This is a genomic window from Streptomyces sp. NPDC058662, from assembly GCF_042716255.1.
Taxonomy (GTDB): Bacteria; Actinomycetota; Actinomycetes; order Streptomycetales; family Streptomycetaceae; genus Streptomyces.
In genome coordinates this window covers 14481-25981 of record NZ_JBHXRU010000042.1, presented here as the reverse complement: position 1 = coordinate 25981, position 11501 = coordinate 14481, and the positions used below count along the sequence as shown (strand labels likewise).

At 73.7% G+C, this 11501-nt stretch carries 10 protein-coding genes and 1 riboswitch; of the genes, 4 read left to right on the top strand and 6 right to left on the bottom strand.

All coding sequences use genetic code 11. The annotated features are described in order from the left end of the window. Positions 1-48 precede the first annotated feature (48 nt). The 4 genes from ACFWUQ_RS17140 to ACFWUQ_RS17125 form a co-directional block, all read right to left on the bottom strand. Entirely contained in the window at positions 49-1569 is a 1521-nt protein-coding gene (locus ACFWUQ_RS17140; RefSeq protein ID WP_384538563.1) for a cobyric acid synthase, read from the bottom strand. Next, positions 1566-2612 carry a cobalamin biosynthesis protein gene (locus ACFWUQ_RS17135; protein ID WP_384538561.1) on the bottom strand — a complete coding sequence of 349 codons (1047 nt, stop codon included), beginning with the start codon at positions 2610-2612 and terminating at the stop codon, positions 1566-1568. Before ACFWUQ_RS17135 ends, ACFWUQ_RS17140 begins: the two co-directional genes overlap by 4 nt. Positions 2613-2647: 35 nt before the next feature. Further along, a riboswitch (cobalamin riboswitch) is annotated at positions 2648-2804 on the bottom strand. A gap of 114 nt (positions 2805-2918) precedes the next feature. After that, positions 2919-3140 carry a hypothetical protein gene (locus tag ACFWUQ_RS17130; protein WP_384538559.1) on the bottom strand — a complete coding sequence of 74 codons (222 nt, stop codon included), beginning with the start codon at positions 3138-3140 and terminating at the stop codon, positions 2919-2921. Positions 3141-3165: 25 nt separating this feature from the next. Further along, positions 3166-4431 carry an anion permease gene (locus ACFWUQ_RS17125; protein WP_384538557.1) on the bottom strand — a complete coding sequence of 422 codons (1266 nt, stop codon included), beginning with the start codon at positions 4429-4431 and terminating at the stop codon, positions 3166-3168. A 310-nt stretch (positions 4432-4741) separates the two neighbouring features. On the opposite strand from ACFWUQ_RS17125, the gene ACFWUQ_RS17120 reads away from it, so the two are divergent. Both ACFWUQ_RS17120 and ACFWUQ_RS17115 read left to right on the top strand, forming a co-directional pair. Continuing rightward, on the top strand, positions 4742-5893 hold the full coding sequence (locus tag ACFWUQ_RS17120) for an alpha/beta hydrolase family protein (RefSeq protein ID WP_384538555.1): 1152 nt from the start codon (positions 4742-4744) through the stop codon (positions 5891-5893). A gap of 117 nt (positions 5894-6010) precedes the next feature. Continuing rightward, positions 6011-7441 carry a hypothetical protein gene (locus tag ACFWUQ_RS17115; RefSeq protein ID WP_384538553.1) on the top strand — a complete coding sequence of 477 codons (1431 nt, stop codon included), beginning with the start codon at positions 6011-6013 and terminating at the stop codon, positions 7439-7441. 171 nt (positions 7442-7612) lie between these two features. Here the strand turns inward: ACFWUQ_RS17115 and ACFWUQ_RS17110 are convergent, their stop codons facing one another. Together ACFWUQ_RS17110 and ACFWUQ_RS17105 are read right to left on the bottom strand one after the other, a co-directional pair. Next, on the bottom strand, positions 7613-8008 hold the full coding sequence (locus tag ACFWUQ_RS17110) for a VOC family protein (protein WP_384538551.1): 396 nt from the start codon (positions 8006-8008) through the stop codon (positions 7613-7615). 60 nt (positions 8009-8068) lie between these two features. Further along, the gene (locus ACFWUQ_RS17105) at positions 8069-8959 is read right to left on the bottom strand and encodes a neutral zinc metallopeptidase (RefSeq protein WP_384538550.1); all 891 of its coding nucleotides are present in this window, start codon (positions 8957-8959) and stop codon (positions 8069-8071) included. A 273-nt stretch (positions 8960-9232) separates the two neighbouring features. Between ACFWUQ_RS17105 and ACFWUQ_RS17100 the strand changes: the two genes are divergently transcribed. Further along, positions 9233-10831 (top strand): ABC-F family ATP-binding cassette domain-containing protein, encoded by a 1599-nt coding sequence (locus ACFWUQ_RS17100; RefSeq protein ID WP_384538549.1) that lies wholly within the window; start codon positions 9233-9235, stop codon positions 10829-10831. A gap of 351 nt (positions 10832-11182) precedes the next feature. Then, a complete protein-coding gene (locus ACFWUQ_RS17095) occupies positions 11183-11404 on the top strand; it encodes a helix-turn-helix domain-containing protein (protein WP_030010789.1) in 222 nt (73 codons plus the stop codon). Positions 11405-11501 lie beyond the last annotated feature (97 nt).

Genomic DNA, 11501 nt, shown 5'->3' with positions numbered 1-11501 from the left:
AGCCCGGTTTCGGGAAGGGACCGGGCGGGGGCCAGCCCCGCCGGGGACTCACGGCGCGCCCGGCGGGAGGAAGGGCAGCCCGGCCGGCGCGCCGGTCTCGATCAGCCGCAGCAGCGCGTCCGTGTCCGCGTGCTCCTCGATCAGATCGCCGAGCAGGTCCAACTGCTCCTCGCGCAGGGTCCCGAAGGAGGTGTCGGGGGCCGGTACGAAGCGCCGCCCGGCGGCCTCCGCGACCTCGCGCAGGAACGCCCTGCGGAAGCCGTCGGACTCCAGCGAGCCGTGCCAGTGGGTGCCCCACACCGACCCGACCCGGCAGCCGTCCAGGAAGGCCTCGCCGCCCAGCACCCGGGCCACGCCGTGGTGGATCTCGTACCCCGAGACCTGCTCGCCCAGCGCCCGGCCGGTCGGCCGCGCCAGGGTCTTCTCCGCCTCGAACCGCACCCGTACGGGCAGCAGTCCGAGACCCGCCACCGAGCCGGCCCGCGACTCGACCTCGTCCTCGATGTGCTCGCCCAGCACCTGGAACCCGCCGCAGATGCCCAGCACCGGGCGGCCCTCGGCGGCCCGCCGCGCCAGGGCGTCCGCGAGACCGCGCTCACGCAGCCAGGCGAGGGCCTTCACGGTGCCCCGGGTGCCGGGTACCACCACCAGGTCGGCGTCGGCCAGTTCCTCCGCCCGGTCCACGAACCGCACGACGACGCCCGGCTCGGCGGCGAGGGCGTCCACGTCCGTGAAGTTCGACATCAGCGGGACCGCGCACACCGCGACCCGCAGCACGTCCTCGCCGACGGGCGGCGTCACCGCGGACTCCCGCACGGCGCCGCGCAGCGAGACCCGCAGGCCGTCCTCCTCGTCGATGCCGAGGCCGTGCCGGAAGGGCAGCACCCCGTACGTCGCCCGGCCCGTGAGACCGCGCAGCATCTCCATGCCCGGCTCCAGCAGGGAGACGTCGCCCCGGAACTTGTTGACGAGGTAGCCGCAGACCAGCGCCTGGTCCTCGGGGGACAGCAGCGCCGTCGTCCCGAAGAAGGAGGCGAAGACCCCGCCCCGGTCGATGTCGCCGACGACGACCACCGGGAAGCGCGCGGCCCGCGCGATCCCCATGTTCACGATGTCGGTCCGGCGCAGGTTGATCTCGGCCGGACTCCCCGCCCCCTCGCAGATCACGGCGTCATACGTGCCCCGCAGCTGCTCCAGGCAGTCCGTGACGATGCCGAGCAACTGCTCCTGGCGGCCCCCGTGGTAGCCGCGGGCGCTCATCTCGCCCACCGGTTTGCCCAGCAGCACCACCTGGCTGCTGCGGTCGCTGCCCGGTTTGAGCAGGACCGGGTTCATGAGCGCGGTCGGCTCCACCCGGGCCGCCTGCGCCTGCATGGCCTGCGCGCGCCCGATCTCGGCGCCCTCACGCGTCACGAAGGAGTTCAGCGACATGTTCTGCGCCTTGAACGGCGCCACCTTCACGCCGCTGCGGGCCAGCCAGCGGCAGATGCCCGCCGTGACGACGCTCTTGCCCGCGTCCGACGTCGTTCCCGCGACGAGCAGTCCGCCGCCGCGCTTCGCGCCGTTCATGCGCGTCCTCTCCTCGTCGTACCGGAAGCCGCCGTACCGGAAGCCCATGTGGACGCCGCTCTGCCGGTAGCCGCCGTGGCCGACGCCGCCGTACCGGCCGCCGTCGCGCGCGCGAGCGTCAGCCGGGCGGCCGCGCAGGCCGCCAGGGCCAGCCAGGTCACCCGCCGCGACAGCCGCACCGCGCGCTCGATGTCGGCGACCTCCACCGCCCGCCCCCGCGCGCCGTTGAGCACGGCCCGGTGCTCGACCCGGCCCCCGTACGCCAGGGTTCCGCCCAGCCGTACGCCGAGGGCCCCCGCGAAGGAGGCCTCCACCGGGCCGGCGTTCGGGCTGGGGTGCGCGCGGGCGTCGGCGCGCCAGGCCCGTACGGCACCCCGCCGGTCGGGTCCGGCCAGGACGGCGGCCAGCGCCGTCAGCCGGGCGCCCGGCCAGCCCGCCAGGTCGTCGAGCCGGGCGGAGGCCCAGCCGTAGCGCAGGTAGCGGGGGGACCGGTGGCCGACCATCGCGTCCAGGGTGTTCACCGCCCGGAAGGCGAGCAGCCCCGGAACCCCGGCGGCCGCGCCCCACACGAGGGCGCCGACGACGGCGTCGGAGGTGTTCTCGGCGACGGACTCCACGACGGCGCGGGCCATCTGCTGCTCGTCCAGGGACTGCGGGTCGCGTCCGCACAGGTGGGGCAGCCGCTGCCGGGCGGCCTCGGTGTCGCCGGAGGCGAGCGCCGCGCCGACGGCCCGCGCCTCCCGGCCCAGCGAGGTTCCGCCCACGACGGCCCAGGTGGCGGCGGCGGTCACGGCGACACGGACCGCGGGCGGCGCGGAGCGCACGGCACGGGCGCCGAGCGCACCGATCGCCGTCGCGCCCCCGACGCACACCAGGGTGTGCAGGACGCCCCGGGCGCGGTCGTCGCGCCACAGGGCGCGCTCCACCGCGGCGGCGGCTCGTCCGAAGGCGGCCACGGGGTGCCCTCGGCGCGGATCCCCGAGGATCCGGTCGCCGATCAGGCCCGCCGCGGCGCCGTACGCGAAAACGCGATCGGCACGCATGGTGGCAGGTATGTCCTCACTCAGGGTCCGCGCCCTGGTTCGACGTGTCCGGTGGCGAGAGTTCCTGGCTCCCGGGGCTCACGCGTCGCGTGCGCTCCCCGGTGACAGTGGCGGGACCGCGCCGGAATCGCACCGGACTTCCTCTCCATGCCGCCGTATTGGCTCGGGCAGTCCACCACGCACCGAGAACGCCCGTCAACTCGCCGTTGACCTGCGGCGAGGGAGCCGGCGGGCATGCGAAAGCTCCCCCCGGGAAGAACCCGGGGGGAGCTGCCTCGGCGCATGCGGTCCGCGCCGCCGCGCGGGTCAGGCGACGATCAGGTAGATCCCGTAGCCCACGGCCGCCGCGACCAGCGCGAAGCAGGCGTACGCGCCGCTGCGGGCCAGGGTGGCGGCGCCGCCCTGCTCAGTGGCGGCCTCGTGCTTGGACAGGCCCACCAGGCCCAGGGTGAACAGGGCCACGAGGGCGACGGTGGCGGAGAGGCTGACCCCGAAGACGGAGCCGAGTGCTGCCCAGTCGATCTTCATACTGCCGTTCCTCTGTCTGTCTCGGTCAGACCGCGGCGGCCGGAGCCGCCGGGGTCGTCGTCGCGGCCGGGATGGTGGCCCGCAGGTCCTCGTCGGTCACGGCGGCGGTGGTACCGGCCGCCGCGGTCGGCGGGACGGCGACGGCGGCCATGGCCGTGGTGACCACGCCCGCCTCCTCGGCGCCGACCGGCTGCACGTCGTTGACGTTGTGGTGGTCGATGACCTGGCGGCGCGAGATGAGCCAGATGGCGAAGCAGGAGCCGACCAGGAAGACGGTGACCGCGGCGATCCCGATGTCACCGGTGCGCATGACCAGCTCGGCGCCCGCGGCGACCAGGGCCGCCGCCGGCAGCGTCAGGCCCCAGGCGATGAACATGCGGGTGGCGGTGGACCAGCGGACCACCCCGCCCTTGCGTCCCAGACCCGAACCCATGACGGCGCCGGAGCACGCGTGGGTGGTGGAGAGGGAGAAGCCGAGGCTCGACGAGGCCAGGATGACGCTGGCGGCAGAGGTCTGGGCGGCGAAGCCCTGCTGCGGCTGGAGGTCGGTGAGGCCCTTGCCCATGGTGCGGATGATGCGCCAGCCGCCCAGGTAGGTGCCCATCGCGATGGCCAGACCCGCGGAGACGATGACCCACACCGGCGGGTTGGCGCCGGCGGGCAGGGCGTTCCCGGCCACGAGGGCCAGGGTGATGATGCCCATCGTCTTCTGCGCGTCGTTGGTGCCGTGCGCGAGGGAGACGAGGCCGGCCGAGGCGATCTGACCGGTGCGGTAGCCCTTCGCGGAGGTCTTCTCGCCGACCCTGCCGCCCAGCTTGTACGTGACCTTCGCGGCCAGCATCGCGGCCAGACCGGCGACGAGCGGCGCGGCGATCGCGGGGATCAGCACCTTGGTGACGACGACGCTGCCGTTGACCGCGCCGATGCCGGCGGAGGCGACGGCGGCCCCGATCAGGCCGCCCATCAGGGCGTGCGAGGAGCTGGAGGGCAGGCCGACCAGCCAGGTGACGAGGTTCCAGAGGATGGCGCCGACCAGGGCGGCGAAGATCACTTCCGGCTGGATGCCCTCCTCGTTGACCAGGCCCTTGGAGATCGTCTTGGCGACCTCCACGGACATGAACGCGCCGACGAGGTTGAGCACGGCGGACATGGCCACCGCCGTCTTGGGCTTGAGGGCGCCGGTCGAGATGGTGGTGGCCATCGCGTTGGCCGTGTCGTGGAAACCGTTCGTGAAGTCGAACACGAGAGCGGTGATGATCACGATCCCGAGGAGAAGCGTTATGTGCTCCATTTACCCAGGCTTCTGTTTGACGTCAGTGGCTCGGCGACCGTAAGCAACCTGGATGAACGGAAGATGAACTGACACGGGCCGACCGGTGTACTGGTCCGGCGCGTGATCGCGAGCTTCGTCCCGTTTCTGGCGGAGATATATCGATTAATGCACGTCAAAGCCGGGTGAATGAACCCCTCCGCACCGCATCCCGGTCCTGTGCCGACCGCCGTCCGCACCCCCGGAAGAGAGATGGATCACGCCCGCCGCGGCCCGCTCGGCGCGCTCTCCTCCGGTGGCCCCCCGGATGCGGCGACCCGACACTGGAGCGGTGCGTACCGCGACAGCGACGGCAGCGGCCGTCACCACCACGCTCCTGGGCGCCGGCGCGGCCGCCGTCGCGGCCGGCCGGTACGCCGCGGGCGCCGCCCTGCGGCACCGGCCCGGACACCCGCTGCCCGGCGGGCCGCAGCTCACCGTCCACTCCGTCGCCGGCGACCGGATCGCGCTCACCCTCCGGCGGGCCCCGGCCGGGGGCGCCCCCGCCGCCCTGCGCCCCGGTACGTACGGCCTGGACGCGCCGGGGGTGCACGCCGTCGTCGGACCGGTCCTGGACGGGACCCCCCACGACCGGGACACCGTCGTACGCCGCCTCCTCGCCGTCACCCACGGCTCCCTCGACCCCGGCACGCGCGTCACCCTCACCCCCCAGGTCCACCTCGGCGACCCGCGCACCGCCCTCGGCCTCGACCACGCCGACGTGGACGTTCCCGGCGAGCTGGGCGCCCTGCCCGCCTGGTTCGTCCCCGCCGCCCGCGACACCTGGGTCATCACCGTGCACGGGCTCGGCGGCAGCCGCGAGCACCCGATGGCCGTCATGCCCTTCCTGCACCGCCACCGGCTGCCCGTCCTGGACCTCGCCTACCGGGGCGACCTGGGCGCCCCCGCCTCCCCGGACGGCCTCGGGCACCTCGGCGCGTCGGAATGGCGCGACCTGGACGCCGCCATCCGCTACGCCCTGCGCTACGGGGCCCGCCGCGTGATCCTGCACGGCTGGTCCACCGGCGCCACCATGGCGCTGCACGCCGCCGAGCACTCGGCGCTGGCCGGCCGCATCTCCGGGCTGGTGCTGGACTCGCCCGTGCTCGACTGGCACACGACCCTGCGCGCGCTCGCCGCGGCGCGCCGTACCCCGGCCGCGGTGCTGCCGCTCGCCGTGCGGGCCGCCGAGAGCCGCGCGGGGCTGCGGGCCGACCGCCCGGCGCCCGGCTCGGACCCCGCCGCGCTGCGCGTCCCCGTCCTGGTCTTCCACGGCCCGGACGACGCTCTCGCCCCCTGGGACCCCTCGCGCCGGCTCGCCGCCGCCCGCCCCGACCTGGTCACCCTGCACACCGTGCGGGCCGCCGGCCACGGGGCGATGTGGAACGCCGACCCCGCCGCGTACGAGGAGGTTCTGCGCCGCTTCCTCACCCCCCTCATGTGAAGGCCGTGTGCCGGTAGAGGCGTGGCGGCCGGGTTGTCCCGGTCTGTGCCCCGGGCGAGCAGCAGTAACGGACAGTTCCGTTTGGGCTTTCGGCCAGTGACGGGCGAGACTGCTTCCGTGACGTCCCGAAAGCCTGATGAGCAGTTGGCTCGCGACTCCAGACTCCGACTCGTCTCCCCGCGCTCCGTCGCCGCGGCCCGCAAGGCGGTGACCGACCGACGCACCCGCCCCGCCCCGAGACCACCGGCGGGCACACCGGCCACGGCGGACCTGGCGAACCGCGCCAGGGCCTCGCTCGCGGACGCCGTGCGCCTGACCCGCTGGGCCGAGGTGAACCTCGGCGCCGGGGACGGCGGCCGGGCCGCGCCCTCCGGCGCCCTGGCGCCGGTCGACGTCGAACGGGCCGCCGGTGAGCTGAAGCTGACCCACGGGCAGATCCGGGTCGGCTGGGACCGCGCCCGGCTCGCCGGACTCGTCGAGGTGCACGGCGGCCACGCCCGACCCGGCTGGCGGCTGCGGGCCTGGGACCGCGACGACGCGGCCGTGCTGCGCGGCTGGGTCGCGCTCTTCGACGCCTGGTCGCTGGTCCACCCCGCCCCCGCCGACATCGCCCCCGCCGCCGTCGCGGAGGTCGTCGAGGCCATGCCTCAACTCCTGTCCCTGCTCCAGCTGTCCGCCGGCCCGGTGAGCGTTCCGGACCTGCTCGACCTGCTCGGGCAGCGCGTCACCGAGCTGCGCGACGAGCGCTGCGAGGTCCCGTACGACGCGGGCGCGCAGGGCGCCGGCGCGGACCCCGCGGCGCCGGCCGCCGGAGCCTCCCCGCCCGTCCCGCTCGCCCGGCTGCTGCGCTGGGCGCTCGGCGGCCTCGCCGCCGTGGACGCCGTGACCCTCGGCCCCGCCCGCGCGACCCTGACCCCGCTGGGCAGTTGGGCGGTCTGGGTCAAACTGGAGCAGATCTGCGTAGCCGCGCAGAGCCCCGCCGGGAACATCGAGCAGTCCGCCGCCGCCATGCTGCACGGCTGCGCCCGCCTCACCCCCGGCCCCGCCCGCGCCGAGTACCGGGCCTGGCTCGCCGCCCGGCCGGTCGGCCACGCGGTCAGCGAGCTGCTGCACGCCGCCCGCGGGGAGGACGCGCTGCTGCGCGGTCTCGCCTTCGAGGCGCTGCGGGTCGTCGGCGCGCCCGCCGAGCCCGAGGTGCGCGCCGCCGTCCGCGAGCCCGCCCTGCGCCCCTACGCGCTGCTCTGGCTCGCCGAGCACGACGGGGTCGACCCCGACGAGGCCCAGGACGTCCTCACGCCCGAGGAGTCGACCTGGCTCTGGGTCGACACCGCGGCGGCCATCGCCGACCACGGCGAGGCCGAGCTGCTGGCCCGCCACCTCGACGCGGCCGTACGGACCACGGTGCCCCGGCTGCTCGACGAGGTCCGTGCCGTCGGCCACCCGCGCACCGTGCAGGTACTGGTCGCGCTCGCGGCGGCCCACCCCGACCCCGCGCTGGCCAAAGCGGTCCGCCGCGCGGCCTTCCAGGTCCACACCGGCGGGGTGTAACGCGCGTAGCGGCACGGACGCGCCGCCGACCCGGGGGCCGGCGGCGCGCCCGTCACAGCTTCGGCGCGTACCGGGCCCGCGACGCGTACGTCGGGTCCTGTGACGCGTACCCCGGAGCGGCGACGCGTACGTCAAAGCGGCGACGCGTACGTCAAGGCGGCGAGGCCTACGTCAGACCTGCGGCGCGTACGTCCCGAAGCTCCAGATGTTGCCCTCGCCGTCCCGGGCCATGTAGTCCCGGGAGCCGTAGTCCTGGTCGGTCGGCTCCATCAGGACCTCCACGCCGTGCTCGGCGGCGCGCCGGTGGTGGGCGTCCACGTCCTCCACGACGACGTACACCCCCGACGGCCCCGCGTCGCCCATGGCCTTGTCGAAGACCCCGCCGGTGCCCTTGCTCCCCAGCATCACCACACCGTTGCCGTACGCCAGCTCCGCGTGCACCACGGAGCCGTCCTCACCCTCGTACACGGCGACCTGGCTGAACCCGAAGGCCTCGGTCAGCAGCTTGATGGCCGCCTTCGCATCGCGGTAGACCAGCGTGGGACAGATGGACGGAACGCCTGCCATGACGATCACTCCCTCTCGTGACGGTGACCCACGTCACAGCATGGCAGGCGCCGCCGACAGTCAGCGGAAGGTGTCGCACCGGGCCATGTCACCCGTGCGGTAGCCCTGGTAGAACCACTGCTGGCGCTGCTCGGCGCTGCCGTGGGTCCAGGACTCCGGGGTGACCCGGCCCTGGAGCTTCTCCTGGATCCGGTCGTCGCCGACCGCGGCCGCCGCGTCCAGCCCGTCCCGGATGTCCTGGTCGGTCAGGCTGGTGATCAGCGGGCGCCCGGTACCGCGGTCCGGGGTGGTCGTCGCGTTGCGCGCCCACACGCCGGCGTAGCAGTCGGCCTGGAGCTCGACCCTGACCGCGTTGCTGTTCGCGCCCTGCCGCCCGTCCTGGGCGCGCTGGAGCGTCCCGGTCAGGTTCTGGATGTGGTGGCCGTACTCGTGGGCGACGACGTACGCCTGGGCGAAGGGGCCGCCGTTCGCCCCGAACCTGGTCCGCAGGTCCTGGAAGAAGTCCAGGTCGAGGTAGACCTGCCGGTCGGCGGGGCAGTAGAAGGGGCCGACGGCCGCGGTCGCCGCGCCGCAGGCGGTGTTCACCCGCTCGTCGAAGAAGACCGTCGACGCGGGCGCGTACTGGCCGCCGCGCTCGGTGATCTCCCCCTTCCAGAAGTCCTGGGTGCTCCTGGCCACCGCCGCCAGCCGGCAGTCCTCCCGCGCGTTCGCGTCCCGCCCGGTCCTGCAGGACTGCTCCAGCTCACTGACGGAGGAGGCGGCGGGCGCCGGCTCCTGCTCGTCCGTGGACAGTCCGAGCTGGTCCGGGCCGACGCCGAAGAGCAGGCCCAGGACCAGGGCGATGAGGCCGACGACGCCGCCGCCGACCGTGGCCCGCCCGCCGGGGATGCGGCTGCCGCGCACATCCTTGACGTCGGAGGTGTCCAGATTGGCGTCGTCGTCGAACTGCATCCCGCACCGCCCTCGAATCCACGTGGCCGCCCCTGCGGTGAGTATCGACCCGTTCGTCCTGATCCGCGTCCCGGGTGCACGTACGGGGCTTCGGCCGGACGGGGGACGCGGGGAGGAGCCCCCGGCGGGGCGGTCGGCTGTCCGGCGGCCCGCAAAGTAGTTGCGCACCCCCGGTAGAATGACTCCCATGGCAAATCTCCTCGCGGATTAGCGGCGTCGAAGCTTGCGCGTCCTGCCCCCCTTCCGCCGTCCCCACCGCCCTGGAGTATTTCCGTGATCACCGCCACCGGCGTCGAGCTGCGCGCCGGCGCCCGCGTCCTCATCGAGTCCGCCTCCTTCCGCGTCGCCAAGGGCGACCGCATCGGCCTGGTCGGCCGCAACGGGGCCGGCAAGACCACGCTCACCAAGTGCCTCGCGGGGGAGGGCCAGCCCGCCGCCGGCACCATCGCCCGCTCGGGCGAGGTCGGCTACCTGCCGCAGGACCCCCGCACGGGCGACCTCGACGTCCTGGCCCGCGACCGGATCCTGTCCGCGCGCGGCCTCGACGTGCTGATCAAGAAGATGCGGATGAACGAGGAGCGCATCGCCACCGGCGCCGGCGGCACCCGCGAGAAGGCCCTGCGCCAGTACGAGCGCCAGGAGACCGAGTTCCTCACCAAGGGCGGGTACGCCGCGGAGTCCGAGGCCGCCACGATCTCCGCCGCGCTCGGTCTGCCCGACCGGGTGCTGGGCCAGCCGCTGCACACCCTCTCCGGCGGCCAGCGCCGTCGCGTGGAGCTCGCCCGGATCCTCTTCTCGGACGCCGACACCCTGCTCCTCGACGAGCCCACCAACCACCTCGACGCCGACTCCATCGTCTGGCTGCGGGACTACCTGAAGACCTACCGCGGCGGCTTCATCGTGATCTCCCACGATGTCGACCTGGTCGAGACCGTGGTGAACAAGGTCTTCTACCTGGACGCCAACCGCTCCCAGATCGACGTCTACAACATGGGCTGGAAGCTCTACCAGCAGCAGCGCGAGGCCGACGAGAAGCGCCGCAAGCGCGAGCGCCAGAACGCGGAGAAGAAGGCCGCCGCGCTGAACACGCAGGCCGACAAGATGCGCGCCAAGGCGACGAAGACCGTCGCCGCGCAGAACATGGCCAAGCGCGCCGAGCGGCTGCTCTCCGGCCTGGAGGCGGTCCGCGTCTCCGACAAGGTCGCCAAGCTGCGCTTCCCCGACCCGGCGCCCTGCGGCAAGACCCCGCTGACCGCCGAGGGCCTGTCCAAGTCGTACGGCTCGCTGGAGATCTTCACCGACGTCGACCTGGCCATCGACAAGGGCTCCCGCGTCGTCATCCTCGGCCTCAACGGCGCCGGCAAGACCACCCTGCTCCGCCTGCTCTCGGGCACCGAGAAGCCCGACACGGGCGTCGTCACCCCCGGCCACGGCCTCAAGCTCGGCTACTACGCCCAGGAGCACGAGACGCTGGACCCGGAGCGCACGGTCCTGGAGAACATGCGCTCCTCCGCCCCGGACCTGGACCTGGTGGCCGTCCGCAAGACGCTCGGCTCCTTCCTGTTCTCCGGCGACGACGTCGACAAGCCCGCCGGGGTGCTCTCCGGCGGCGAGAAGACGCGCCTCGCCCTGGCCACGCTGGTCGTGTCCTCCGCGAACGTCCTGCTGCTCGACGAGCCCACGAACAACCTCGACCCGGCCAGCCGCGAGGAGATCCTGGGCGCGCTGCGCACCTACAAGGGCGCCGTCATCCTCGTCACCCACGACGAGGGGGCCGTCGAGGCGCTGGAACCGGAGCGCATCATCCTGCTCCCGGACGGCGTCGAGGACCTCTGGGGACCGGACTACCGGGACCTCGTGGCCCTGGCCTGAGCCGTTCCGCTTCTGATCCAGTTCCTTATGGATCATTCGGCTCAGGGGTGATCCATCATCTGAGTGAGGCGGTCTCGTACCGCTGCGCGTCGCACGAGGGCCCCGGCCGCTTCTTTCGAGAGGCGTCGCCGGGGCCTTCCGTTTCCCGGCTCCCCGGTCCTGACCTGGCGATTCCCCCGAAGGGCCGGGGAGTGTGACGCAGGTCATGCGGCGGAAGAGGAGATTCCGTTCTGCTCGCGCGTCCACCGCTCGGGAAATGCCGTCGTACCGACCTTGCTGAATGGGTGGCCAGGAAGCGGGGGAGGGGTGATCATGAGAAGTCCAGAGCGCACTTCCCACGAGGAGGCACGGGTGGCCGAGACTCTGAAGAAGGGCAGCCGGGTAACCGGCGCCGCGCGCGACAAGCTCGCGGCAGACCTGAAGAAGAAGTACGACTCCGGTGCGAGTATCCGGGCGCTGGCCGAAGAGACCGGCCGGTCCTACGGATTCGTCCACCGGATGCTCAGTGAGTCCGGGGTCTCGTTGCGTGGTCGCGGAGGCGCGACGCGCGGCAAGAAGGCTGCTACAGCCTGACCTCCCCGGGCCCAGCGTCGCACCATCTCACCGGCGTCAAAGGTCTCACAAGCTCCATCGTTCCAACGGTTCCTTCGGTGACCCCCGGTCGGCCTCC